This is a genomic window from Plantactinospora sp. CNZ320 (genome assembly GCF_002846275.1).
In genome coordinates, this window is record NZ_PJMP01000001.1 from 4,617,236 (window position 1) to 4,641,898 (window position 24,663).

General features: G+C 70.8%; 21 protein-coding genes. 6 read left to right on the plus strand and 15 right to left on the minus strand.

All coding sequences use genetic code 11. The annotated features are described in order from the left end of the window. Positions 1-6 precede the first annotated feature (6 nt). Together CLT71_RS20530 and CLT71_RS20535 are read left to right on the plus strand one after the other, a co-directional pair. Positions 7-231 (plus strand): zf-HC2 domain-containing protein, encoded by a 225-nt coding sequence (locus tag CLT71_RS20530; RefSeq protein ID WP_101368531.1) that lies wholly within the window; start codon positions 7-9, stop codon positions 229-231. Then, a complete protein-coding gene (locus CLT71_RS20535; RefSeq protein ID WP_101368532.1) occupies positions 228-875 on the plus strand; it encodes a hypothetical protein in 648 nt (215 codons plus the stop codon). The genes CLT71_RS20530 and CLT71_RS20535 overlap by 4 nt, the downstream gene beginning before the upstream one ends. 58 nt (positions 876-933) lie before the next feature. Here the strand turns inward: CLT71_RS20535 and CLT71_RS20540 are convergent, their stop codons facing one another. From CLT71_RS20540 to CLT71_RS20560, 5 genes are all read right to left on the minus strand, one after another. Beyond that, positions 934-4,170, minus strand: coding sequence for a MalT transcriptional regulator family protein (locus CLT71_RS20540; RefSeq protein ID WP_143743518.1), 3,237 nt, complete (start codon positions 4,168-4,170; stop codon positions 934-936). A gap of 170 nt (positions 4,171-4,340) precedes the next feature. Next, positions 4,341-5,273, minus strand: coding sequence for a menaquinone biosynthesis prenyltransferase MqnP (gene mqnP, locus CLT71_RS20545; protein ID WP_101371635.1), 933 nt, complete (start codon positions 5,271-5,273; stop codon positions 4,341-4,343). Continuing rightward, positions 5,249-6,712 (minus strand): menaquinone biosynthesis decarboxylase, encoded by a 1,464-nt coding sequence (locus tag CLT71_RS20550; RefSeq protein ID WP_101368534.1) that lies wholly within the window; start codon positions 6,710-6,712, stop codon positions 5,249-5,251. The genes mqnP and CLT71_RS20550 overlap by 25 nt, the downstream gene beginning before the upstream one ends. Before the next feature lie 106 nt (positions 6,713-6,818). Next, the gene (locus tag CLT71_RS20555) at positions 6,819-7,223 is read right to left on the minus strand and encodes a hypothetical protein (RefSeq protein WP_101368535.1); all 405 of its coding nucleotides are present in this window, start codon (positions 7,221-7,223) and stop codon (positions 6,819-6,821) included. A 177-nt stretch (positions 7,224-7,400) separates the two neighbouring features. Beyond that, positions 7,401-8,030 carry a LysE family translocator gene (locus CLT71_RS20560; protein ID WP_101368536.1) on the minus strand — a complete coding sequence of 210 codons (630 nt, stop codon included), beginning with the start codon at positions 8,028-8,030 and terminating at the stop codon, positions 7,401-7,403. 201 nt (positions 8,031-8,231) lie between these two features. Between CLT71_RS20560 and CLT71_RS20565 the strand changes: the two genes are divergently transcribed. The 3 genes from CLT71_RS20565 (at position 8,232) to CLT71_RS20575 (ending at position 10,968) form a co-directional block, all read left to right on the plus strand. Further along, a complete protein-coding gene (locus CLT71_RS20565) occupies positions 8,232-8,984 on the plus strand; it encodes a DUF998 domain-containing protein (protein WP_486483368.1) in 753 nt (250 codons plus the stop codon). 146 nt (positions 8,985-9,130) lie between these two features. Continuing rightward, positions 9,131-9,505 (plus strand): YciI family protein, encoded by a 375-nt coding sequence (locus CLT71_RS20570; RefSeq protein ID WP_101368537.1) that lies wholly within the window; start codon positions 9,131-9,133, stop codon positions 9,503-9,505. Between the two features lie 146 nt (positions 9,506-9,651). Continuing rightward, positions 9,652-10,968, plus strand: coding sequence for an RNA polymerase sigma factor (locus CLT71_RS20575; RefSeq protein WP_101368538.1), 1,317 nt, complete (start codon positions 9,652-9,654; stop codon positions 10,966-10,968). On the opposite strand, the gene CLT71_RS20580 is transcribed toward CLT71_RS20575, so the two are convergent. The 8 genes from CLT71_RS20580 to hemL form a co-directional block, all read right to left on the minus strand. After that, complete coding sequence (locus CLT71_RS20580; RefSeq protein ID WP_101368539.1) at positions 10,965-11,936, minus strand: IS481 family transposase; 972 nt, start codon at positions 11,934-11,936, stop codon at positions 10,965-10,967. The genes CLT71_RS20575 and CLT71_RS20580 overlap by 4 nt on opposite strands. A 102-nt stretch (positions 11,937-12,038) precedes the next feature. Next, a complete protein-coding gene (locus CLT71_RS20585; RefSeq protein ID WP_101368540.1) occupies positions 12,039-12,467 on the minus strand; it encodes a VOC family protein in 429 nt (142 codons plus the stop codon). 131 nt (positions 12,468-12,598) lie between these two features. Continuing rightward, positions 12,599-13,609 (minus strand): c-type cytochrome biogenesis protein CcsB, encoded by a 1,011-nt coding sequence (ccsB, locus tag CLT71_RS20590; RefSeq protein WP_101368541.1) that lies wholly within the window; start codon positions 13,607-13,609, stop codon positions 12,599-12,601. After that, positions 13,609-15,123 carry a cytochrome c biogenesis protein ResB gene (locus CLT71_RS20595; RefSeq protein ID WP_486483706.1) on the minus strand — a complete coding sequence of 505 codons (1,515 nt, stop codon included), beginning with the start codon at positions 15,121-15,123 and terminating at the stop codon, positions 13,609-13,611. Before CLT71_RS20595 ends, ccsB begins: the two co-directional genes overlap by 1 nt. 173 nt (positions 15,124-15,296) lie before the next feature. Beyond that, on the minus strand, positions 15,297-16,142 hold the full coding sequence (locus CLT71_RS20600) for a sulfite exporter TauE/SafE family protein (RefSeq protein ID WP_101368542.1): 846 nt from the start codon (positions 16,140-16,142) through the stop codon (positions 15,297-15,299). A 70-nt stretch (positions 16,143-16,212) separates the two neighbouring features. Further along, a complete protein-coding gene (locus CLT71_RS20605; protein ID WP_101368543.1) occupies positions 16,213-16,821 on the minus strand; it encodes a TlpA disulfide reductase family protein in 609 nt (202 codons plus the stop codon). After that, entirely contained in the window at positions 16,821-17,471 is a 651-nt protein-coding gene (locus tag CLT71_RS20610) for a histidine phosphatase family protein (protein WP_101368544.1), read from the minus strand. Before CLT71_RS20610 ends, CLT71_RS20605 begins: the two co-directional genes overlap by 1 nt. A gap of 5 nt (positions 17,472-17,476) precedes the next feature. Then, positions 17,477-18,814, minus strand: a complete 1,338-nt coding sequence (gene hemL, locus CLT71_RS20615; RefSeq protein ID WP_101368545.1) for a glutamate-1-semialdehyde 2,1-aminomutase — start codon at positions 18,812-18,814, stop codon at positions 17,477-17,479. Positions 18,815-19,016: 202 nt separating this feature from the next. Between hemL and CLT71_RS20620 the strand changes: the two genes are divergently transcribed. Then, positions 19,017-19,352, plus strand: a complete 336-nt coding sequence (locus CLT71_RS20620; protein ID WP_101368546.1) for an STAS domain-containing protein — start codon at positions 19,017-19,019, stop codon at positions 19,350-19,352. Positions 19,353-19,385: 33 nt separating this feature from the next. Here CLT71_RS20620 and CLT71_RS20625 read toward each other — a convergent pair whose 3' ends face one another. Together CLT71_RS20625 and CLT71_RS20630 are read right to left on the minus strand one after the other, a co-directional pair. Beyond that, the gene (locus tag CLT71_RS20625; protein ID WP_101368547.1) at positions 19,386-19,940 is read right to left on the minus strand and encodes a response regulator; all 555 of its coding nucleotides are present in this window, start codon (positions 19,938-19,940) and stop codon (positions 19,386-19,388) included. A gap of 33 nt (positions 19,941-19,973) precedes the next feature. Continuing rightward, complete coding sequence (locus CLT71_RS20630; RefSeq protein WP_101368548.1) at positions 19,974-24,353, minus strand: HAMP domain-containing protein; 4,380 nt, start codon at positions 24,351-24,353, stop codon at positions 19,974-19,976. Positions 24,354-24,663: the final 310 nt, after the last annotated feature.

The following is a 24,663-nucleotide window of genomic DNA, read 5'->3' on the forward strand; positions in this document are numbered from 1 at the left end:
CGGCGGATGGACGGCTACCTCCGCTGCGACCAGACCGTACGGTTGGTCGGAAGCTGGCTCGACGGCGCGCTCGACCCGGAGCAGCGGGAACTGGTCGAGCTGCACCTGATGGTCTGCCCGCCCTGCCTGGCGTACGTCGGCAAGGTGCACGACCTGCGTGCCGCGCTGCTGAGCCTGACGGGACCGCCCTCCCCGGAACATCTGCTGGCCCGGGGAGCGGAGGCGCCGTGACGTACTACAAGTTCCTCACCGCCGGCCGGTCCGGGCCCTTCTCCCGGCAGACCTGGTCGACCGAGTGGCGTTCCGAGCCGGCGATCGTGCCCTGCCGGCAGGGGCTGCACGTCTGCCGGGTCACGGATCTGCCGTACTGGTTGCACGACGAGCTCTGGGAGGTGGAGGTCGACGGGCCGGTGCTGGAGCTGGCCCGCCAGGTGGTCGCCGGGCGTGGCCGCCTCCGTGCCCGGGTCGACCGCTGGAACGCGCAGGCTCGGCGCGAGTTCGTCCGTGGCTGTCTGGCCCGGATCGCCGGACACGCCGCGCAGGAGTGCGGTGACGAGCTGGACGACGGTTCGCTAGCCTCCGCCGCCGAGCGGCTGGCCGGGGACGGGCCGGTCGAATTCGCGGAACTCGCCGGCCTTGCCCTGGACCGGCAGGAACGCGCGGCGTTGCGCGGCCGGAGCGCCGCCGCCCGAACCTGCGGCTATCTGGCGGACGCGATCGAGATGATGGAAAGCTATCCCGTGGCCGCGCTCGGCTACGTCGCGGCGCGGGCCGGCGAGGCCCGCACCCCGACCGTCGGCCTCGATCGGTACGAGCTGGAGCGGCAGTGGCAGGTGCGGTGGCTCAGCGACCGGCTGGGGCTGCCGAGCGCCTGACCGCCCGACCCTCCGGCCAACCGCCCGACCGTAGGGCCAACCGCCGGCCGGCCTTCCGCTATTCGGCCGGCCCGCTGTCCGGCCGGCCGTTCCGCGCTGATCCGGCCGGCTGGTCCGTGCTGATCCGGTCGGCGAGGGCGATCGCCCGCTCCAGCTCGGCGGGGATGTCGAGGTCCCACCCCTCCACCACGTCGCCCCAGTAGTCCGCGAACTCCGACTCCCGCAGGTGCAGCTCCGCGTCGAGTGCGTTGCGTGGGAAGAGTCCGGCCAGCTCCGCCGGCCGGAGGTCTCCTCGCGCCACACCGCCGGTCGGCGCGACCAGGGCGGCGACGATCTCGTCCCGTTCGGCGCGGTCCGCCGACTCGCGGGCCCGGGCGGTCGCCCGGTCGGAGATCTCCTGGTAGAAGCGCTGGGTGTACTCGTCGGGCGCGTTGACGCTGTGGTCGAGCGCGTTGTCGGTGCGCTGGAAGAGGAAGGCGTGCCGGACCGCGAGCCCGTACTCGGTGGCGGCGGTGACCGGATCGTTCGACCAGCACAGGTCGCCGAGGCAGCGGTGCAGGTTCGCCAACAGCTCCGAGTCGACCTCGCCCTCCGGCCCGTCGGCCATCTCGCGGGTCAGCCGCAGTGCCTGACCGACCCGGGTCGCCGCCGTTGCCGGATCACCGGCGGCGAAGCCGATGTCGCCCCACTCGTAGTAGAACCAGGCGGTCATCACGTCGTCGCCCAGCTCCAGGAAGTCCGGTTCGAGCTTGCGGTACTCCTCGTCGGCCTGACCGGGCCGGCCGTCGTACCAGAGCGCGTGCGCGTCGAACAGCCGCAGGTAGAGCGAAGTACGGAACTGGCTCTGGCGAATGTCGGCCGGCAACCGCGAGTCCCGCCAGCCGCCGCGCAACCCGCATACCTCGCGGACCGCGCGCAGCGCCCGGTGCACTTCGGTCCAGTGTGGACCGGCTGGCTTGTCCGGGCCGGGCAGGTAGTTGAGCTGGAACCGGTGCAGTTGACGCAGCAGCTTCCGGTCGTCGTCGTCCTGGGCCGCCGACTCCCAGCTCTCCAGCAGGTGGTGGCAGAACGGGAAGTCGACGTAGAGGCCCCACCACCAGAACGCCTCCATGAAGATTAGCGTGAACCGGGTACGGGTCAGGTAGCGCTCGTCGGGAAGCTGCGCGGTGTGGTAGAGCCACTCGGTCTCGTACGCCTGCCAGACCGGGTCCTCGTACTTGTACCAGGAGCCGTACGCCTTGTCGGTCTTGTCCTCGAACTCGCTTATCAGTTCGAAGTAGTGGGTGGCGGCGGCCCGGTGGATCGGGGTCCACCGCTGCGGATAGAGCCGGGCCATCCTGGCGGCGAGGGCCGGACGGATGAACTCGTGCACCCGGAACCGGGTCCCGTCGGAGACCTGGTCGAGGAGTCCGAGCCGCTGGAACTCCGCGATCACGCTGCTCGCGACCGGTGTCGCCCGCCCCGACTCCCCGTCGAGTTCCGCGTCGGCCTCCAGGAGTCGTTGCAGCAGCGGCGGGTCGAAGGAGTTCAGCAGCGCGGCCACCTCGACCGCCCGCAGCAGCGCCGGGCGTCGACGGCCGAGAATCGCCTCGACCAGACCGGCGACGTTCAACTCGCCGTCGGCGGAGAGGCGCGCCAGCACCCCACGCAGTTGGTCGGGTTGCCGAATCTCCTCGCCGCGCTCCTGGATGAGCTGGTGGACCAGGCCGACCGCCGACGGGTGGCCGCCGGTGAAGTCGTGCACCGCCTCGGCCAGTTCCGTGGTCGCGCCGCCGCCCAGGTGGTACCGCAGGTACTCCCACACCTCGCCGGTGGAGAGCAGCGGCAACTCCTCCGAGCGGTTCGGGTCGACCAGGCTGCGGACGTGTTCGGCGTAGTCGCGGGGAATGAGCGGTACCACGACGAGGGTGTTCGGCAGCCGCCAGGCGAGCCCGACCAACCACTGTCCCACCGCGTCGTCGATGAGCGTCTCGAACCCGTCCAGGATCACCACGGCGCGCCGGCCGTTCAGCCAGGCCTGCCAGTCCGCGATGAACGCCTCGTCGATCCGCCACTGCGCCTTGCGGGCCCGTTCGACGACGGCTGCCGCGGTCTCGGTGAGGGTGACGTCGATCCGGGTGTCCGCCATCCGCCCGAAGCCGAATGCCGAAAGCTCGTTGTTGACCTGCACCGGACGGTCGCCGGCCGTCTTCGCCGCCGCGATCGCCAGGACGAACCTCTCGAACCGCCGGCCCCCACCGCCCGGCCCGGCCAGCCCGAACTCCGGCAGGAGGTCGTTGACCAGGTTGCCGAGGAGGTTCGACGACCGCTCCAGCAGCAGGCCGGCGGCGGTCGGGGTGAGGCCGTCGCCGTACTGGCCACTGAGCGACTCGGAGAGGCCGTACCTGTCGACGAGCATCGCCCCCTCCGCGGGCAGCCGCAGCACGTCCGGCGCGTCCCGGGCAACCCGGTCGTGAAGTTGCCGCAGGAACGCCGACTTGCCCATGCCGTGCCCACCGAGCACCGCGAAGATCCCGGTCTCGCCATTGTGGATCTTCTCGATGATCCGGTCGAGCTGGGCGTCGCGGCTCACCATCCCGTCGACCACCCGGGCCACCAGCTCCACCCGGGCCGGGTTGCCGCCGGCCCCCGACCCGACACCGACACGACCGCCAACCGGCACCGGCACCGGCACCGATCCGGCCGACGGCACCGGTCGACCGACCACCGGTCCGGCCGACGGCACCACCGGGGCGGCCGGCAGCACCACCGGTCCGGCTGACGGCACCACCGATCCGGCCGACGGGACCACCGGGGCGGCCGGCGGCATCGCCGGGGCGGGCGCGGTGGGCCGGGCCTGTCGGGGCGGTGCCGGCCGGTTCCCGGTACGGGTGTCACCGCTGCCGGTGTTCTCGAGGGCCGTGTTTCCGGCGGGGGTGTTCCCGACGTGCGTGTTCCCGGCGGAGGAGTTTCCGATGCTGTTGTTATCGATGGCGGTGTCCTCGACGATGCCGCCCGCTCTGGTCGAGATCTCGTTCCGGCTTCCGCCGACGGCCCGGACCAGCACCCGCCGTATCCGGCCGAACAGGCCGGCCCGGATCACGGTGACGGATTCCGGTGCACCACCTGCGGCGGGCTCGGATCGTCCGGCAAGCAGTGGAACGAGACCGACGATGGCCGCGAGCAGACTGCCGATCCCGACGACCACGCTGGCCACCTCACGACCGCGCAACCACCAGACGATGGCGCTCGCCACCAGTATCGCCGCAAGTACGAATCCACCGACGACCCAGCGCCTGCGCTCACTCCTCGTCACCGCGTCATTGTTGTTTCGTGAAGGGAGGGGTGTCGATAGTCCTAGCGAGTGGTTGACGCCGCCCGATACGCCGCTGGACACCGACCGTTGTGCCCGTAGCCTCTCCGTCCGATGTGGTGGGTCGACCGGACGTACCGAGCCCGCCACGAATCATTCCAGAGCGGTCGCGCCTAGGCAGCCAGGTGGAGCCGGAACACCAGGTCGAGCAGGGCGAAGATGAACAGGGCGATCCCGACGAAGCCGTTGGCGGTGAAGAAGGCCCGATTGACCCGGGAGAGGTCGGTAGGGGTCACCACCACGTGCTGGTAGCCGAAGGCGAGGGCTGTCAACGCCAACCCGAGCCACCAGAGCCAGCCGAGCCCGACCAGTTCGCCGTACCAGAGGAAGAGGCCGAAGGTCACGATGTGGGCCACGGTCGACGCGTGCAGGGCGAACCGGAGGCCGTAGCGGGCGGGGACGCTGCGTACCCCGATCCGGCGGTCGACCTCGACGTCCTGGCAGGCGTAGATCAGGTCGAAGCCGCCGATCCAGAGTCCGACCGCCGCGCCGAGCAACCAGGCCGGGCCGGAGCCGTCGAAGGTGCCGGTCACCGCCAACCATGCGCCGATCGGGCCGACCGCCTGGGCCAGGGCCAGGATCGCGTGCGGCCAGTCGGTGAACCGCTTGCCGTAGGGGTAGACCACCAGTGGGATCGCGGCGAGCGGGGCGAGGGCCAGGCAGAGCGGGTTGAGCGCCGCCGCGGCACCGAGGAAGACCGCCAGCGCGATGACCGCGCCGGTCCAGGCCGTCCGCACGCTCACCGCCCCGGTCACCAACTCCCGCCCGGCGGTACGCGGATTGCGCGCATCGATGTGCCGGTCGATGATCCGGTTCGCCGCCATGGCGAAGGTCCGCGCCCCGACCATGGCGATGGTGATCAGGAGCAGGTCGAGCCAACGAACCTGCCCGCCGTACCGCTGCATCGCGGTGAGCGCCGACAGATAGGCGAGCGGCAACGCGAAGACCGAGTGCTCGATCGCCACCAGCCGGAGGAAAGCCTTGACCCGCCCCGGCGACTCCGCAACCTCACTCCGCGTGCTCAAGAGATTCCATACTCCTTCCAGCGCTTGTCCACCAGCGACCGGATCTCCGGCGACATGGTCATCTCCTCCGGCCAACCCCGGGTGTAGCCCTCGGACGGCAGTTTCCGAGTGGCGTCCACCCCGGCCTTGCCGCCCCAGAACTGCTGGTACGACGAGTGGTCGAGGTGGTCCACCGGCCCCTCGGTGAGCAGCAGGTCCCGGGCGTAGTCGACGTTGCCGAAGGCCCGCCAGGCCACCTCGGCGTAGTCGTGCACGTCGCAGTCCTCGTCGACGATCACGATCAGCTTGGTCAGCGACATAAGGTGGGCGCCCCAGATCGCGTTCATCACCTTCTGGGCATGCTTCGGATAGCGCTTGCGGATCGAGATGATCGCGCAGTTGTGGAAGACCCCGGCGGCCGGCAGGTCGTAGTCGACGATGTCCGGGATCAGCAGCTTGAGCAGCGGTTGGAAGATCCGCTCGGTGGCCTTGCCGAGCCCGTGATCCTCCTGCGGCGGCTTGGAGGTGATGATCGAGTGGTAGACCGGCTCCCGCTGGGTGGTCATCGCCTCGACGTGCAGCACCGGGAAGGGCTCGACCGGCGTGTAGAAGCCGGTGTGGTCGCCGAACGGCCCCTCCGGCAGCCGCTCGCCGGGCTCGATGTAGCCCTCCAGAACGATCTGGGCGTGCGCCGGCACCTGAAGCGGCACGGTCAGGCAGTCGACCATCTCGACCCGCTCGCCGCGCAGGAAACCAGCGAAGAGGTACTCGTCGATGTCACCGGGGAGCGGTGCCGAGGCGGAGTAGCTGACCACCGGGTCACAGCCGATGGCGATCGCCACCGGCAGCCGCTGGCCGAGGCGTTCGGCGACGGCGTGGTGCGCGGTGGAGTCCTTGTGGATCTGCCAGTGCATGCCGAGGGTGTTGTGCGAGTGCTGCTGCAACCGGTAGAGCCCGAGATTCCGCTTGCCGGTCTCCGGGTGCTTGGTGTGGGTCAGCCCGTAGTTGTGGAAGATCCCGCCGTCGCCGGGCCAGACCTGGAGGCCGGGCAGCCGGTTCAGGTCGACGTCGGCGCCCCGGTAGACCACCTGCTGGCAGGGGGCGGTCTTGACCTTCTTCGGCGGTATGGACTTGAGCTGCATCACCTTGCCCAGGCCCTCGCGGATGCCGGACCAGCCGACCGGCAACTCCGGCTTGGCCAGCGCACCGATCCGCTCGCCGATCTCGTCGAGCTGGTCGACGCCGAGCGCCATCGCCATCCGCCGTTCGGTGCCGAACAGGTTGATCGCGACCGGCATCTCACCCCGGGTGGGGCGTTCGAAGAGCAGGGCCGGTCCGTTCGCCCGGACGGTGCGGGTGACCACTTCGCTGATCTCGAGCGTCGGGTCGACGGGGACCGGAACCCGGCGCAACTCCCCCGCGCCCTCCAGCGCGGTGAGGAACTCCCGGAGGTCGGTGTACGGGAAGCCACGAGCCGCCATGTGGCTAGTCTGTCGCACCGCCGGTCGGGAGGGCACGGCCGGGTCCCTTCGCGGTGACCTGGCCCCTGCCGACGCCGATCCCGTCGACGAGATCGGCGTCGGCGCATCAGAGCAGGCCGACGCCGAGCAGCAGGGTACCGACCGTCAGGCTCGCCCCGCCGAGCCCGACCAGCCAGATCAGCTTGTTGGGCCGGGTGTCCGAGGGGCGCACCACGGAGAGGAAGAAGCCGAGCGGCATCAGGATCGGGGCGGCAACCAGCAGGACCCGGATCAGCGTCCGCATGCCCTCGCCGTAGTCGACCCGGTCCAGATAGAGGAGCGCGACGAGCGCGAAGAGCACGAGTACGCCGGCATGGGCGTGCCCGGCCGTCCAGAGCGCCCGCCGGACGGGGTTGTCCAGATAGCCGGGTATCCGCCGGACAAGGTGCATGAGCAGGGACAACCCGCCGAACGCGATGGTCGAGACGGTGATCAGCAGGATGGCGGCGGTGTTCTGGGTGGCGGACGACATCACAGGTCTCCCGAACGATTCGACGGAAACGCAACTTGGCAGCGTCAAGATTGCCTCGCGACAGGGCATCTTGTCAACAGCAAGACTCTGTTACCGCGTCGTCGGCCAGGACAGGACAGGGCCGGGCGCGGTCAGCCGGTCAGCCAGGTGGGCAGCCGATCAGCCCGTATTAACCGGTCAGGACCGCTCGGTGGCGAGCCGGACGCTGAAGCCGAGCATCGCGAGACCGGTGCCGGCGTCCATCGCCCGCCGTACCCGGCGCCGGGACAGCACCCCGCGGGCCCGGTGCAACAACCCGACCAGGGTCAGCAGATAGAGCAGCGAGAGCACCGCGTGGCTCAGCGCGAAGAGCAGCAGTACGGCCAGCGGGGCGCGATGCCCGACGAACTGCGGAAGCACCGCGAGATAGAAGGCCAGCACCTTGGGGTTGGTGATGTTGGACAGGAAGCCCTGTCGCCAGCCGGCGAGCGCCGCTCCGGGCGGATCGGACCGGTCCCCGCCGATCGGGGCGTACCGGCCCAGCCAGGCCGATCGCAGCGCCTGGAGGCCGAGGAAGGCGAGGTAGCCCACCCCCACCCACTTGATCGTCTGGAAGAGCGGCTGGGACCGTACGATCACCGCCCCCAGCCCGGCCGCAGCCGCACTGCCCTGTACGGCGTTGGAGCAGGCGACACCGATCACGCTCCACCAGCCACGCCCGCGACCCGCCGAGAGGGTGTTCCGGGTGACCACCGCGAAGTCCGGTCCGGGCACCACGATCAGCACCACAGCGAAGACCAGGAAGCTGCCATAGGTCGTCCAGGACATGGTTCCGAGCCTACGACCGGCCCTGTCACCCGGCTGGCGACCAGCGGATCTGCCCAGGTCAGCGGCACACCAGCCGGGTACCGAAAAAATTTTCGAAGAAAATCCGGCCGACCTGTCGGATCCGCCGTCGCCCGTTCGAGGCAGGGGTAAAGGCCGGCCCGGGTGCCGAACCCCGGGCCGGCAGAACCGAGGAGGACGACGATGAACCAGCACATCCCGATGGCGGACCAGTACGGTACGACCGCGCAGCGGCACAGCACCGGTTCCGGGGCGGCTGCCCGACCGGCCGGCCAGCGGTGCGACCGGGCGACAAGCGTCACGAAGACCCTGCTGGCGTACGGCGTGCTCGCCGGGCCGAGCTACGTCCTGGTGTCGCTGGCCCAGGCGCTCACCCGGGACGGGTTCGACCTGACCCGGCACGCCTGGAGCCTGTTGGCCAACGGTGGGCTCGGCTGGATCCACATCGGCAACCTGGTGCTGGCCGGGCTGATGACCTGTGCACTCGCGATCGGATTGCGGCGCAGCCTCGCCGGGGGCATCGGAGCGGGCTGGGCGCCCCGGCTGATCGGGGTGTACGGGCTCAGCCTCGTCGCGGCCGGGGTGTTCCGGGCGGACCCGGCGCTCGGCTTTCCGGTCGGTACCCCGCAGACAGGTACGCCGGTAACGTGGCACGGCACCCTGCACTTCCTGGCCGGTGGCATCGGTTTCGCCTGCCTGGTCGCGGCCTGCCTGGTTCTCGGCCGGCGGTTCTCGGCCGAGGGACGGCGGGGTTGGGCGGCCTTCTCCCGGTCGACCGGCGTGCTGTTCCTCGCCGGCTTCCTGGCGATGGCCTCCGGCGCCGGAGCGGCCTGGTCGAACCTCGCCTTCACCGGGGCGGTGGTGCTGGCCTGGGCCTGGATCTCGGCGGTGGCCGCCCATCTCTACCGCCGGGCCGCCCCTGCCCGGGCCGCCTGACCCGACCGGTGGCACCACCGGCTGGGCGCGAGCCGCCCCGGCCGACACGTCCAGACGACGAATCGCACAACCGACCCACGAATTGCCAACCAATCGATTTGCCAACCAATCGATGAATTGCAGAACCGACCGAAGGAGAAGGACAGATGCGTTACCTGGCACTGTTGCGGGCCACCCGGACCACGACCCCGCCGCCGCCCGGGCTGATGGAGGCGATCATGCAGCTCGGCGAGGAGGCGACCGCCGCCGGTGCCCTGCTCGACCAGGGCGGACTGGCCCCGAGTGCGGAGGGGGCCCTGCTGCAGGTCGCCGCCGGCAGGCTCAACGTGACCGACGGGCCGTTCGCCGAGGCAAAGGAGACGATCAGCTACGCCGTGTACGAGGTGCGCTCGAAGGAGGAGGCTGTCGAGTGGGTCTCCCGGTTCCTGGAGCTGCACCGCGACATGTGGCCGGGCTGGGAGGGCGAGGGTGAGGTGATCCGGGTCTTCGGGCCGGAGGACTTCACACCTCCACCCGCCTGAGCCCGCGCCGGACCCTGACGACCTGTGTCGTTCGCGGCGATCGCCGGCCTGCTGCGGCAACAGCTCCGCAGCGGCAACAGGTCGTCAGCGGCAACAGGTCGTCAGGGTCTGTCCCGTCGGGCGCGTGGCGTGCTTGGATCGGGATCATGGCGGGGGCGGGACATCGGGAGGCCGGCCGGCGGGCCGTCGAGGCGGTCTGGCGGATCGAGTCTGCCCGGATCGTCGCCGGGGTCGCCCGGCTGGTCCAGGACGTCGGGCTTGCCGAGGAGATCGCCCAGGACGCGCTGGTCGTCGCGCTGGAGCAGTGGCCCCGACAGGGGATACCGCCGAACCCGGGCGGCTGGCTGATGTCGACCGCCAAGCACCGGGCGGTCGACCTGCTGCGACGGCGTACGGCGTACCAGCGCAAGCTCCAGGAGCTGGGGCGGGAGGTGTCCAGCCGACCGGACCCGACCGAGGCGGAACTGGCCGCCGCACTGGACCCCGACCGGATCGACGACGACCTGCTTCGGCTGATCTTCACCGCCTGCCATCCGGTGCTGCCGACCGAGGGGCGGGTGGCGTTGACGCTGCGGTTGCTCGGCGGGCTGCGTACCGACGAGATCGCCCGGGCCTTCCTGGTGCCGGAGCCGACGGTCGGGCAGCGGATCACCCGGGCGAAACGTACCCTCGCGGCGAAGCGCGTACCGTTCGAACTGCCGCCCCGGGCCGAGCTGGCCGACCGGCTCGGCTCGGTGCTGGAGGTGGTCTACCTCGTCTTCAACGAGGGCTACTCGGCGACCGCCGGGGACGACTGGACCCGACCGGCGCTCTGCGCGGAGGCGCTGCGGCTCGGTCGGATCCTGGCCGGACTGATGCCGGAGCAGGCCGAGGTGCACGGCCTGGTGGCGCTGCTGGAGTTGCAGGCATCCCGGATCCCGGCCCGGACCGGGCCGGACGGCGAACCGATCCTGCTCCCCGATCAGGACCGCCGGCGCTGGGACCGGCTGTTGATCCGGCGCGGCCTCGCCGCCCTGGACCGGGCCGAGTCGCTGGGCATCGGCCCGTACACCCTGCAGGCGGCGATCGCGGCCTGCCACGCGCGCGCCCGGACCGCCGACGAGACCGACTGGGTACGCATCGCCGCGCTCTACCGGGTACTGGTGCACGTGTCGCCGTCGCCGGTCATCGAGCTGAACCGGGCGGTCGCGGTCGCCAACGCCACCGGCCCGGCCGACGGTCTGGCCATCGTCGACACGCTTGTCGCCGAGCCCGCGCTGGCCGGCTATCCGCAGCTCCCCGCCGTCCGGGGCGACCTGCTGGACCGGTTGGGCCGGCACGACGAGGCCGGGCGCGAGTTCACCCGGGCCGCCGAGCTGACCCGCAACGCCCAGGAACGCGCACTCTTCCTGAACCGCGCCGCCAAGTCGGCAACCCAGCTTGCCCGCCAGTCGTGCCCGACCCCGCCGTTGCGGGCGCGCTAGGTGTAGGGACCAGCACCGTTGTTGACGCGGCTGATGGGTGGTTGGCCGCCGAGTGAGGTGTGCCCGCGATGGTAGTTGTAGGTGTGGAGGAAGGCGGGTAGAGCCTCGGCGCGGTGTTGGTTGCTGGTGTAGGGCTGTTGGTAGGCCCATTCGTCGAGCAGGGTGCGGTTGAAGCGTTCGGCTTTGCCGTTGGTCTGTGGCCGGTAGCGGCGGGTGAAGCGGGCTTGGGCGCCGAGGTCGGTCAGGGCTTGGTGCCATGCTCGGCCGCGTCGGTAGGCCAGGGCGTTGTCGGTCATGACTCGTTCGATGCCGGTGATGCCGAGGGCGGCGAAGTGTCTGGCGGCGCGGCGGAGGAAGTCGGCGCAGGTGGTGGTCTTCTCGTCGGGGTGGATTTCGGCGTAGGCGAGGCGGGTGTGGTCGTCGACGGCGCAGTGGACGTAGTCGAAGCCGACTCGGGTGCCGTAGCGGGTGCGGCGGTGTTCGAGGCTGTCGCGGCCGTGGGCTCGCCAGCCGCCGCCGTCGCGGAGGCGGCCGAGTTTCTTGACGTCGACGTGGATGAGTTCGCCGGGGTGGTCGCGTTCGTAGCGGCGTACGGGTTGGCCGGTGGGCCGGTCCAGCCAGGCCAGGCGGTGCAGCCCGTGGCGGGTCAGGACGGCGTGCACGGTCGAGGCGGCAAGGCCGAGCAGTGGGGCGAGTCGGCGGGGGCCGAGTTTGCGGGTGGTCCGCAGGTGGCAGACCAGATGTTCGACCTCGGGCGGGGTTTTGCGAGGCAGCCGGTGGGCGGTGCTGGGCCGGTCGTGCAGACCCGGGTCGCCTTCGGCTCGCCAGCGGGCCAGCCACTTGTAGCCGGTGGCGCGTGAGCAGCCCAGCTCCTTGACCACGTGCGCGACCGGACGGCCCTGGTCGATGACACGCGTGATGAGCAGGCGGCGGGCGTACACGGTCAGCCGGGCGTTACGGTGGGCCATAGAGACCTCCGGTAGGTATGGGCGTCAGCACCTCACACCTCGCCGGAGGTCTCTCCATCAATCAAGCCGACACGCCGTCAACAACGCTCATGGTCACTACAGCTAGGCCGGGACGGTCCCGGTGGGGAGGGTGAGCTGCCAGGAGACGCCGAAGCGGTCGTTGACCCAGCCGAACCTGTCGCTGAAGCCGTACGAGCCGAGCGGCATCAGCTCCTTGCCGCCCTCGACGAGCGCGCCGTAGAGGTGGTCGATCTCCTTCTCCGACTCGCAGGTGACGTAGAGCGAGACCGACGGGGTGAAGCCGAACTCGTGCCGGACAGCGCTGTCGATGCACATGAACCGCTGGCCGGCCAGGGCGAACGTCGCGTGCCGGACGGAACCCTCGGGACCGTCCTCACCGGGGCCGTACCGGTCGACGTTGATCACCTCACCGTCGTCGAAGAGCGAGGTGTAGAAGGTCATCGCCTCCTCGGCGTTGCCATCCTGGAACATCAGGAACGTGGTGACCTTCTGGGGCGCGATCGCAGACACTTCGCGGGGCTCCTTCCCGGTACGGGTGGCAAGGCTTGATACGCGCGTCGGTCGCGCGTACCCCCGATCTTTCACACCTCGCTTATATAAGTCAAGGCTAAAGATCGTCGCCGTGCCGAGCCGGGAAGGGATCAGTCGAGACCGCCGTACGAGTGCAGGCCCTCGAAGAAGATGTTCACGCCGTACAGGTTCATCTGCATGGTGAGGAAGCCGAGCACCGCGATCCAGGTCGCCACCGGGCGCTTCACGCTCGGCGTCGCCCGGGCGTGCAGGTAACCGGCGTAGACCACCCAGGAGACGAAGGCCCAGGTCTCCTTCGGGTCCCAGCCCCAGTACCGTCCCCAGGCCGCCTCGGCCCAGACCGCACCCGCCATCACCGCGAAGGTGAAGATCGGGAAGGCGAAGGCGTGCAGCCGGAACGTCAACCGCTCCAGCGTGTCGGCCTCCGGCGCCCGGACTCCCAGGCTGTACGGGAAGCTCCGCTTGCCCTGGTCGTAGCCGTGCCGGATCAGGTACATGATCGCCGGCACCGCACCGAGCAGCAGGATGCCGGAGGAGACCGCGATCGACGCCACGTGCACGACGAACCAGTACGAGTTGAGCGCCGGCACCAGCGGCACGATGGGCACGTAGAGCAGCAGCCCGGCCACGGCCAGCAGCAGCACCATGGACAGCGCCACGAAGAGGCCGAGATGCCGCAGCGTGGCACGCCGGTAGAGCAGCACCAGCCAGCCGACCACCCCGACGAAGGTGATCGAGAGCAGGTACTCGTACATGTTGCCCCACGGCATGCGGTCGGCCGCGATGCCCCGGGTCACCAGCACCGCGAGGTGGACCACGGCGGCGAGCACGGTGACCACGACGGCGGCCTGCCCGGCCAGCGCCGCCCGGGGCGACCGCGCCCTGCCGGTCGAGCCCGGCAGCTTCGACCCGACGGCCGGGCTGACCGGCTCGTCGGCGGGACCGGATCCGCCGGCAGCGCCGACCCCGGCCCCGACCAGCACGCGCGCGCGTTCCGGTCGCGCCGCCGCCCGGCCGACGACACTGCGGGTACCGAAGGCGTACTCGACGGCGTGGCAGATCATCGCCAGCAGGTAGCCCAGGATCGCGACCACCAGAAGTTGGTCGGACAGCGCGGCCATCAGTCGGTCTCCTCTTCCGTCGCACCGTCGTCCCGGGCCCTGTCGGGCCGGGTCGCGGCAACGAGCCGGTCGAACTCCTCGGCGAACCCCGCGTACTCGGTACGCGGCAGGCCGCCGATCTCCACCAAACTACTACGCCCCGTCGTGGTCGCGTCGGTCGGTGCCGGAGATACCCGGAACCAGACCCGGCGCCGCCTGCCGAACAGCGAAGGCATCAGCCCGAGCAGCAGCAGTACCGAGCTGACCAGCACGATCCGTTCGCCCGGGTCGGAGCGGACCGAGATGGTGACGTACTGACGGGTGCCGACGAACTCCACCGACGTGCCGTCGTCGAGCGTCCACTTCTCACCCGGGCGCAGCAGCTTGCCCTCGCCGATCTGCTGGAGCCTGCCGCTGTTCACCTGCCCCTGGTCGAGCCGGTAGATCGAGCCCGGAACCCCGGCGTCCATCCCCAGGTTGCCCCGGTACGCGAAGAGCATCACCGCCGGAGACCGCTCCGCCGGGTACGTCGAGCGGACGAACGGCGGCGCCTCCGGCGCGGTCGGCATGTACAGCCCCTCGAAGGCGACCTGGAGGTCGGGGTTGCGCGCCCCGGTCACCGGATCGAGGTTGACGTCCGGAAACGTCGCCACGCCCTCGCTGGTCAGGTTGCCGTCGATGGTCAGGAACGCCTCGTTGCTGGTCTGCGTCTCGCCGTTGCGGTCGGTGTAGCGCAGAACCGGCGCGTAGCCGTGCCCGAGCAGGTAGACGCTGGCGCCGTCCAGCCGCAGCGGGTCGTTCACCGAGAAACTCGCCTGGTACGGCGCCCGGTCGCCCTGCTCCACCAGCGTCGTCGCCCGGAACGACGACGGCTGCCCGGTCGGCAGGAACGTCGCCGAGAAGTCGGTCAGCTCCAGGCAGAACGGCGGCAGGTCGCTGCCGTCGATCCGGTGCCCGAGCTTCGACTCGCTGTACTGCTGGAGCGTGTTGCAGAACGCCTTGTCCGGGCCGGCGACCAGCAGCCGGTTGCCGTGCCAGCCGTACCAGGAGCCGAGGCCGATGCCGAGCAGCACCCCGATCAGCGAGAAGTGGAAGAGCAGGTTGCCGGTTTCCTTGAGAAAGCCCTTCTCCGCCGACACGGTGTCGCCGCGCACCACCACCCGCCAGCGCTGCTTGCGCAGCATCGCCGCGATCCGGGTCGGGTCCGCGTCGGCGTCGGTCAGCACGGCGTGCCGGGGCAACCGGTCCAGCCGCTTCGGTGCGGGCGGCGGGGCGGCACGCAGCGCGCGGACGTGGTCGCGCAGCCGGGGCACGATGCAGCCGACCAGCGAGGTGAACAGGAGTACGTAGATCGCCGAGAACCACGGCGAGGCGTACACGTCGAAGCCGCCGATCCGGTCCAGGATCGGAAAAAGGTCGGGATGCTCGACGGCGTACCGGTTGACGTTCTCGATGTTGACGTTGCGCTGCGGGAGCACGGACCCGGGGATCGCGGCCAGGGCCAGCAGGAAGAGCAGCAGCAACGCCGTACGCATGCTGGTCAGCTGCCGCCACGAGTTGCGCAACAGGGCCAGCGGCCGCCGGGTACGGCGTACCCGGTGCGGCTGACCGCTCCCGGTCGGGTCGGCGGTCGCCGGCGGCTCGGCCTGGGCGACGCCGGCCGGCGCGGCACCCCCGCCGGTCATGGTCTCGCGGTCCTCGGTCGACATCAGATGCCCACCTCGCCGACCCCGAACGTGGTCTGCAACCAGATGACCAGGTCATACCAGCCGCCGGTGACCAGGGCCAACCCGATCGCGATCAGCAGCGCACCGCCGACCCGGGTCACCCAGCGGCTGTTGCGGCGCACCGCCCGGAAGAGCCCGAGCAGCCGGGAGAAACCGAGCCCGAAGACCACGAACGGCAATCCGAGCCCCAGGCAGTACGCGACGGCGAGCAGCGCGGCCCGGTCGGCCTGGCCGCTCGCGGTGCCCATCCCGATCACGGCGCCGAGGGTCGGGCCGACGCACGGCACCCAGGAGAGCGCGAAGACCGCCCCGAAGACCGGGGCGCCGAGCAGGCCGGCGGCGGGCAGCCGGCGGATCCGGAACTCCCGCTGCATCCCGGGGACCAGCCCGAGGTAGGAGAGGCCCAGCAGCATGATCACGATGCCGATGCCGATCTCCAGCGGTCGCCGCTGCGCGAAGAGCGCCTGGCCGACGGCGGTGACCAGCACCGCGGTCAGGGTGAAGACGGCGGTGAAGCCGGCGATGAACAGCAGTGTGCCGGCGAGCACCCGGCCGCGGACCGCCCGGGGCGTCCGGACCGGTCGGACGGCCACCGCCACCCCGCCGCTCCCCGAAGGGGCGTCGCCCGGCTCGTCGGGGGTGCGGTCGGTGCCGGCCCGGCGCTGTTCGAGGTCGCTGCCGGCCAGCCCGGTCACGTACGACAGGTAGCCCGGCACCAGCGGCAGTACGCACGGGGAGAGGAAACTGACCAGTCCGGCCAGCGCCGCCGCCCCGAACGCCAGCAGCAGCGGCCCGCTCTCGGCCAGCTCGGCGAAGGTCTCGCCCATCAGAGCGCCCCGCCCGTGCGCGTCGGCCCGGTCGTCAGTTCGGCCCGCCGGTTGCGCGTCGGCCCGGCCATCAGTTCGGCCCGCCCGGCGGCTTCTCGTCGGCCACCCGGGCGACGATCGGCTCCAGCGTGTCCCGGGTGACGCCGGAACGGATCACCACCGCGATCCGGCCCTCCCGGTCGAGGACTACTGTCGCCGGGATCGAGTTCGGCGGGATGTCGAAGGCCAGGGCGAGCCGGCTCGGCGGGTCGAAGATGCTCGGATAGCTGACCTTGTAGGCCACCTCGAACGCCTTCGCCTTGTCCCGCCCGTCCTGGATGTTGATGCCGAGGAAACGTACGCCCCGTTCCCTGGTCGCCTGGGAGGTCTCCTCCAGGTCGTCCGCCTCGGCCCGGCACGGGGCGCACCAGGAACCCCAGAAGTTGACCACCACCACCTGGCCCCGGTCCCGGGCCAGGTCGTACGTCCCGCCGTCCAGCAGCTCGCCGGAGACCTCCGGGGCGGCCGGGCGGTGCTCGGGGGCGCACTCGACGATGCCGCCCGTCGTCGTGCAGTCGTCCCTCCAGTTGCGGTCGCGGTCACCGCCGCCGTCGCCGTCACCGGAACAGCCGGCCAGGGCCAGCGTCACCGCGAACGCGAGCAACGCGCCGAGGCCGGCGACCCGGCGGGGGCGGCTCATCATGCCCCCTTGGCCGTCCGGGCCGTCGGCGACATCGCGACCAGGTGCGCGGCCGGCTCGGTGTAGCCGATACCGACGATCTTGGCACCGTCGAAGTGGAACGAGGTGAGGCTGGCCAACCCGCACTGCCGCTTACGCGGGTCGTGCCAGAGTCGCTTGTGCTCGACGTACCGGCGCAGGGTCCAGATCGGGAGCTGGTGCGAGACGCAGACCGCCTCCCGGCCCTCGGCGGCGATCCGGGCTGCGTGCAGGGCCGCGAACATCCGCTCGGCGATCAGCGTGTACGCCTCGCCCCAGGACGGGGTGACCGGGTCCCGCAGCACCCACCAGTTGCGCGGGTCGCGGAACGAGCCGTCGCCGGGCGAGACCCGCTTCCCCTCGAACCAGTTGGCGCTCTCGATCAGCCGCTCGTCCACCCCGACCGGCAGCCCGAACTGCGCGGCGATCGGTTCCGCCGTCTGCTGGGCCCGCTCCAGCGGACTCGCCACCACGTGCGTGACGTTCCGCTCGGCGAGCGCCTGGGCCGCCGCCTTCGCCATCTGCACACCCAGCTCGGAGAGGCGGTAGCCGGGCAGCCGGCCGTAGAGGATCTTCTCCGGGTTGTACACCTCACCGTGCCGGAGCACGTGCACGACCGTTGTGCTGCCCACGTTCCCTACCCCCCGTGACCGGCCGCCGCCGCAGCCCGCGCCGCGACCGGCAACACCGCCGCGACCTGCTCCAGCGCGGCGTCATCCAGCGCCGTCGACACGAACCACGACTCGAAGGAGCTGGGCGGCAGGTAGACCCCGCCGGCCAGCATCGCGTGGAAGAACGCCCGGAACGCCGCGACGTCCTGGGTCCGCGCGGTGTCGTAGTCGTAGACGTCCGCGTCGGTGAAGAAGATCGAGAACATGCTCCCGGCGTACGAGAGCCGGTGCGGCACCCCGGCGGCGGCCAGTGCCTCGCTCGCCAGCTTGCCCACGGTGGCGGCCAGCTCGTCGAGCCGCCGGTACGTCGACGCGTCGGCCAGCCGCAGCGAGGCCAGCCCGGCCGCGGTGGCCAGCGGGTTACCGGAGAGCGTGCCGGCCTGGTAGACCGGCCCGGCCGGGGCGAGCCGCCCCATCACCTCGGCCCGGCCGCCGAACGCCGCCGCCGGGAGCCCGCCGCCCATCACCTTGCCGAAGGTGTAGAGGTCGGCGTCGACCGGATCGAGCCCGGCCCAGCCACCCGCCGAGACCCGGAAGCCGGTCATCACCTCGTCGAGGATCAGCAGCGCGCCGTGTGCGTGCGCGATCCGGGCCAGCGCCTGGTTGAATCCGTCCCGGGGGGCCAGCACGCCCATGTTCCCCGGGGCTGCCTCGGTGATGACGGCCGCGATCTCGGAACCCTGGGCCGCGAACACCGCCTCCACCGCCGCCACGTCGTTGTACGGCAGCACGATCGTCTCGCTCGCCGCCGCGCCCGTCACCCCGGGCGAGTCCGGCAGGCCGAGCGTGGCGACCCCGGACCCCGCCGAGGCGAGCAGGGCGTCGACGTGCCCGTGGTAGCAGCCGGCGAACTTGACGATCCGGCCCCGACCGGTGAAGCCCCGGGCCAGCCGGATCGCCGACATCGTCGCCTCGGTCCCCGAGTTGACCAGCCGGACCTGCTCGACCGGGGTACGCGCGACGATCTCGGCGGCCAACTCGACCTCGGCCTCGGTCGGTGCGCCGAAACTGGTCCCGTACGCGGCGGCAGCCTGCACCGCCGCCACCACCTCGGGGTGGGCGTGCCCGTGGATCAGTGGTCCCCACGAGCAGACCAGGTCGACATAGCGTCGCCCGTCCGCGTCGAAGAGCCACGCTCCCTCGCCCCGGGCCATGAACCTTGGCGTGCCGCCGACGGCCAGGAACGCGCGCACGGGAGAATTCACCCCGCCCGGCACGAGGGTGCGGGCGCGGTCGAACAGGGCCTGGGAGGCCGGTGCCGCGGCCGGATAGCGACCGGGGCCGGCGGGGTACGTCTCACTCACAGTGTCGCCATTCTGTCAGCGGTACCTGTGCGCCCGGCACCCACCCCTCGGGCCGTCGCGCACGTCACGCCCGCCGGGCCGTCCCGACCACCTCACCGGCGTCGGCACCGGCGTCACGTTCGCCGCCTCGACACCGGCGCCGACCGGCGGGGCGGATGGCCATCGACAGGCCGGTTCGGGTAGGTCGCGATAGGCTGATCGGGTGAACCGGGCGGACCTGACCATCGGCGTGCGACGCGGCACCGACGAGGTGACGCTCGTCCTCGCCGGCGAGATCGACATGCTCACCGCCGCCAGGTTGTCCAGCGTGGTCAACGAGGTGCTCAGTGATGCACCGTCCCGAATTGTGCTGGATCTGGCGGATGTCACGTTCTGTGACTCACAGGGCCTCGGCACCCTTGTCGTACTCAGCCGCAAGGCCAGTCACGCGCAGAGCCTGCTGGTGCTGACGAACGTCGGCGAGTTCCTGCTCCGGGTGTTGGACATCACCGGGCTGCGTTCCGCCCTGATGATCCGCAACGAACAGTCCACCGGCTGACCCCGCCAGGTCGGGGGCCAGCCGCGCCGCTGGTCAGGCCACCGCACCCCAACGCGCCTGCTCCAGCATCTCCACCGCCCGGTCCCGACCCTGCGGGTCGTCGGAGCGGAGCAGCGCCACCGCGTCGTCCACCGCCTCGGTCATCGTCCGCCACTGGTTGTCCCGTTCCCGGACCAGCTCGGACTGTGCGGCGAGTTGCCGGGTCTTCACCCAGAGTTCGACGAAGACCGAGACCTTGGCCCGGAGCACCCACGGGTCGAACGGCTTGGTCAGGTAGTCGACCGCACCGACGGCGTACCCGCGCAGCGCGAGTTGGGCGTCCCGGTCGGCGGCGGTGAGGAAGATGATCGGCACGTGCCGGGTACGCTCCCGCCGCTTGATGTGGCTGGCGGTCTCGAACCCGTCCATGTCCGGCATCTGGGCGTCCAGCAGGATCACCGCGAAGTCCTCCACCAGGAGTTGCTTCAGCGCCGCCTCGCCACTCTCCACCGCGACAGCCTGGACCGGAAGCCCCTGGAGGATCGCCTCGAGCGCCATCAGGTTCTCCCGCCGGTCGTCGACCAGCAGGGCTTTGGCCAGCTCGCTCACCCGATCGTCCCCTCGCCGCGGCTCATCGCGGTCTCACCGTCGCTCACCCTCGACCTCCCGTCCGCCCCCGTTGACCCAGGAGGCCATCAGCTCGATCAACTCGTCCAGGTCCACCGGCTTGGTGATGTAGTCGCTCGCACCGGCACCGAGCGCCGACTCGCGGTCTCCCGGCATCGCCTTGGCGGTCAGGAAGACCACCGGCAGGTCGGCGAAGCGGTGGTTACGCCGGATCGCCCGGGTCGTCTCGTAGCCGTCCTGGTCGGGCATCATCGCGTCCATCAGGACGATGTCCACCTCCGGATGCTCGGCGAGCAGGCGTACCCCGTCCACCCCGTTGTCCGAGTAGAGCACTGTCATGCCGTGCAGCTCCAACGCGCTGGTCAGGGCGAAGACGTTACGGACGTCGTCGTCGATGATCAACACGGTGGCGCCGTCGAGCTGCCGAGCCGCCGGGGTCATCGGGCGGTCCGGCTCGTTCTGGGTACGCAGCAGCGCCGGCAGCGCGCCCCGGGGCGTCTGCATCGGCGGTACCGGCACCGGGGCGACCACCGCGTCCGGAGCCAGCACGTCGGGTACGAAGAGCGTGAAGGTCGAGCCCTGCCCCGGCGCCGAGGAGACCGTGATCGTGCCACCGATCAGCCGGGCCAGGTCGCGGCTGATCGACAGCCCCAGCCCGGTGCCGCCGTACCGCCGGCTGGTGGTCCCGTCGGCCTGCTGGAACGCCTCGAAGATCAACCCGAGTTTGTCGTCCGAGATGCCGATGCCGGTGTCGATGACTGTGAACGCCACCACCTGGTTCGCGGTCGCCAGCGCCGGTACGTCGAAGAACGCCCCCTCCGGCGCCGGACCGATCCGCAGCGTCACCGCCCCGTTGTCGGTGAACTTGACCGCGTTGGAGAGCAGGTTGCGCAGGATCTGCTGCAACCGCTGTGCGTCGGTGACCAGGGTCGGCGGCAGTTCCTTGGAGATGCGTACCTGGAAGTCCAGGCCCTGCTCCTCGGCCTGCGGCGCGAACGCCTGCTCGACGTAGCTGCGGATCTCGGAGAAGCGCACCTCGGTCGGTTCGACGTCCATCCGGCCCGCCTCGATCTTGGACAGGTCGAGGATGTCGTCGATCAGCGAGAGCAGGTCGGAGCCGGCACTGTGGATGGTGCGGGCGAACTCGATCTGCTTCTCGGTGAGGTTGTGCTCCGAGTTGTCGGCGAGCAGCCGGGCCAGCAGCAGCAGCGAGTTGAGCGGCGTACGCAGCTCGTGGCTCATGTTGGCCAGGAACTCGGACTTGTACGCCGAGGCCCGGGCCAACTGCTGCGCCTTGTCCTCCAGACCGATCCGGGCCAGTTCGATCTCCCGGTTCTTGGTCTCGATGTTGCCCTTCTGCTCGGAGAGCAGCTGCGCCTTGTCCTCCAGCTCGGCGTTGGTGCGCTGGAGTTCGGCGGACTGTTCCTGGAGTTCGTGGGCGAGCCGCTGGGACTGCGAGAGCAGTTCCTCGGTACGCCGGTTGGCCTGGATGGTGTTCACCGCGATGCCGATGGTGAGGACCAGCCGCTCCAGGAAGGCCAGGTGCAGGTCGGAGAAGGGCGAGACGCTGGCGAACTCGATGACGCCGAGCAGTTCCCCCTCGAAGAGCACCGGCAGCACCACCAGGTCGGCCGGCGGGGTGGCGGCGAGCCCGGAGCGGACGGTGAGGCTGCCGTTCGGCGGGGCGCCGACCCGGATCGTCCGCCGGGAGAGCGCGGCCTGCCCGACCAGCCCCTCACCGGGGCCGAACGTCACGTCGTGGTGCCGGGCCACGTAGCCGTACGACGCGGTGAGCCGCAGCCGCATCACCGCCTCGTCGGTGTCGGCGAGGAAGAAGGCGCCGAGCTGCGCGTCGACCAGCGGGGTCACCTCGGTCATGATCATGCGGCAGACCTCGCCGAGGTCGCGCTGCCCCTGGAGCAGGCCACCGATCCGGGCCAGGTTGGAGTCGAGCCAGCCCTGCTCGGCGTTCTTCTTGGTGGTCTCCCGGAGCGTGACGATCATCTGGTTGATGTTGTCCTTCAGCTCCGCGACCTCGCCCTGCGCCTGCACGGTGATCCGCTGGGTCAGGTCGCCGGTGGTCACCGCCGTGGAGACCTGGGCGATCGCCCGGAGCTGGGTGGTGAGCGTCGAGGCGAGCTGGTTGACGTTCTCGGTGATGTCCCGCCAGGTACCCGAAACGCCCTTGACCTGGGCCTGACCACCGAGCTTGCCCTCGACCCCGACCTCCCGGCCGACCCGGGTCAGCTCCTGGGCGAACGAGGAGAGCTGGTCCACCATCGTGTTGACGGTGTCCTTCAGCTCCAGGATCTCGCCCTGCGCGTCGACGGTGATCTTCTGCGACAGGTCGCCCCGGGCCACCGCCGTGGTGACCGAGGCGATGTTGCGGACCTGGGCGGTCAGGTTGGAGCCCATCGAGTTGACGTTGTCGGTCAGGTCCCGCCAGGTGCCGGAGACCCCCTTCACCTGGGCCTGACCGCCGAGCTTGCCCTCGGTGCCCACCTCCCGGGCCACCCGGGTCACCTCGTCGGCAAACGACGAGAGCTGGTCGACCATGGTGTTGACGGTCTGCTTGAGTTCGAGGATCTCGCCCTGTGCGTCGACAGTGATCTTCTGGCTCAGGTCACCCCGGGCCACCGCCGTCGACACCTGGGCGATGTTGCGGACCTGGGCGGTCAGGTTCGACGCCATCGAGTTCACGTTGTCGGTCAGGTCCCGCCAGGTGCCGGCGACACCGCGCACCTGGGCCTGACCGCCGAGCTTGCCCTCCGTGCCGACCTCCCGGGCCACCCGGGTCACCTCGTCGGCGAACGACGAGAGCTGGTCCACCATCGTGTTCACAGTCGACTTCAGCTCCAGGATCTCGCCCCGGGCGTCGACGGTGATCTTCTGCGACAGGTCGCCCTTCGCCACCGCGGTGGTGACCGAGGCGATGTTGCGGACCTGGGCGGTCAGGTTCGAGGCCATCGAGTTGACGTTGTCGGTCAGGTCCCGCCAGGTGCCGGAGACCCCCTTCACTTCGGCCTGACCGCCGAGCTTGCCCTCGGTGCCGACCTCCCGGGCCACCCGGGTCACCTCGTCGGCGAACGACGAGAGCTGGTCCACCATCGTGTTCACAGTCGACTTCAGCTCCAGGATCTCGCCCTGCGCGTCGACGGTGATCTTCTGCGACAGGTCGCCCTTCGCCACCGCGGTGGAGACCTGGGAGATGTTCCGGACCTGTGAGGTGAGGTTGCCGGCGAGCTGGTTGACGTTCTCGGTGAGTGCCCGCCAGGTGCCGGAGACGCCGCGTACCTGGGCCTGGCCGCCGAGCTTGCCCTCGATGCCGACCTCCCGGGCCACCCGGGTCACCTCGTCGGCGAACGACGAGAGCTGGTCCACCATCGTGTTGACGGTGTCCTTGAGCTCCAGGATCTCGCCCTGGGCAGCCACCGTGATCTTCTGGCTCAGGTCGCCCCGGGCCACCGCCGTCGACACCTGGGCGATGTTGCGGACCTGGGCGGTCAGGTTCGACGCCATCGAGTTGACGCTGTCGGTGAGGTCCTTCCAGGTGCCGGCGACGTTCGGCACGTCCGCCTGGCCGCCGAGCTTGCCCTCGGTGCCGACCTCCCGGGCCACCCGGGTCACCTGCTCGGCGAAGAGCCGCAGCGTGTCGGTCAGCCCGTTGATGGTGTGCGCCAGCTCGGCGACCTCGCCCTTCGCCGAAACGGTGATCTTCTGCGACAGGTCGCCCCGGGCCATCGCCGTGGTCACCTGCGAGATCGACCGCACCTGGTAGGTCAGGTTCGACGCCATGGTGTTCACCGAGTCGGTGAGGTCCTTCCAGGTGCCGGCGACGCCGCGTACGTCGGCCTGGCCGCCCAGCTCACCCTCGGTGCCGACCTCCCGGGCCACCCGGGTCACCTCGTTGGAGAAGGACGAGAGCTGGTCGACCATGGTGTTCACCGTGCGGCCGATCCGCAGGTACTCGCCGCGCAGCGGGCGACCGTCGATCTCCAGTGCCATGTGCTGGGAGAGGTCACCGTCGGCGACCGCCACGATGACCCGGGCGATCTCGGTGGTGGGCCGGCCGAGGTCGTCGATGAGCTGGTTGATCGCCCGCTGCCCCTCGGCCCAGGCGCCGTCCAGCCCCTCCTCGTCCAGCCGCTCGGTGAGCCGGCCGTCGCGGCCGACGATCCGGCTGATCCGGCGCAGGTCGAGGTGCTGCCGCTCCTGGACGGAGACGACCTCGTTGAAGGCGTCCGCCACCTCGCCCGCGACGCCGGCCCGGCGCGGCAGCCGTACCTTCAGATCGCCGCGACGGACCCGCCGCAACGCCTCGGCGAGCTCGGTGAGCAGCACCGCGTCCTCGGCGGTGGACCGTTCCTCGGCAGATATCTGTTTCGCCGTGGTCATCGTTCCTCGCTCAGGTTCCGAAGGAGGTGGGCCGGTGCGCCGGCCCGTACCGCCAGGTGGTCGGCACATCCGCTCCGCCGCACCCGGCGGTTCGGCACGGGCGGCGGCCACCCCATCATTGTGCCTTTCGTTCGTCCAGTGCCACCCTCGGCGCAGGCCAGCCGTCGCCAGCGGCGACCGGCGGAGCGCCCAGGAGGTAAAGCGGGCAGAACGGTCAAGTAGGGCAGCGTCCAGCCTAGCGCGGCCCCAGTGTGACCGGCTGCCCGGCACGAGCGGGGCGCAGACCTGCCCAGCCCCGGATAGGGTGGCC

Excerpts from the sequence above, each read along its gene's own strand:
- CLT71_RS20530 (WP_101368531.1), top strand. The coding sequence starts at position 7 with ATGGACGGCTACCTCCGCTGCGACCAGACCGTACGGTTGGTCGGAAGC.
- CLT71_RS20550 (WP_101368534.1), bottom strand. The coding sequence starts at position 6,712 with ATGGCGGCTCGTGGCTTCCCGTACACCGACCTCCGGGAGTTCCTCACC.
- CLT71_RS20555 (WP_101368535.1), bottom strand. The coding sequence starts at position 7,223 with ATGTCGTCCGCCACCCAGAACACCGCCGCCATCCTGCTGATCACCGTC.
- CLT71_RS20560 (WP_101368536.1), bottom strand. The coding sequence starts at position 8,030 with ATGTCCTGGACGACCTATGGCAGCTTCCTGGTCTTCGCTGTGGTGCTG.
- CLT71_RS20565 (WP_486483368.1), top strand. The coding sequence starts at position 8,232 with ATGAACCAGCACATCCCGATGGCGGACCAGTACGGTACGACCGCGCAG.
- CLT71_RS20570 (WP_101368537.1), top strand. The coding sequence starts at position 9,131 with ATGCGTTACCTGGCACTGTTGCGGGCCACCCGGACCACGACCCCGCCG.
- CLT71_RS20575 (WP_101368538.1), top strand. The coding sequence starts at position 9,652 with ATGGCGGGGGCGGGACATCGGGAGGCCGGCCGGCGGGCCGTCGAGGCG.
- CLT71_RS20580 (WP_101368539.1), bottom strand. The coding sequence starts at position 11,936 with ATGGCCCACCGTAACGCCCGGCTGACCGTGTACGCCCGCCGCCTGCTC.
- ccsB (WP_101368541.1), bottom strand. The coding sequence starts at position 13,609 with ATGGCCGCGCTGTCCGACCAACTTCTGGTGGTCGCGATCCTGGGCTAC.
- CLT71_RS20595 (WP_486483706.1), bottom strand. The coding sequence starts at position 15,123 with ATGCGTACGGCGTTGCTGCTGCTCTTCCTGCTGGCCCTGGCCGCGATC.
- CLT71_RS20600 (WP_101368542.1), bottom strand. The coding sequence starts at position 16,142 with ATGGGCGAGACCTTCGCCGAGCTGGCCGAGAGCGGGCCGCTGCTGCTG.
- CLT71_RS20605 (WP_101368543.1), bottom strand. The coding sequence starts at position 16,821 with ATGAGCCGCCCCCGCCGGGTCGCCGGCCTCGGCGCGTTGCTCGCGTTC.
- CLT71_RS20630 (WP_101368548.1), bottom strand. The coding sequence starts at position 24,353 with ATGACCACGGCGAAACAGATATCTGCCGAGGAACGGTCCACCGCCGAG.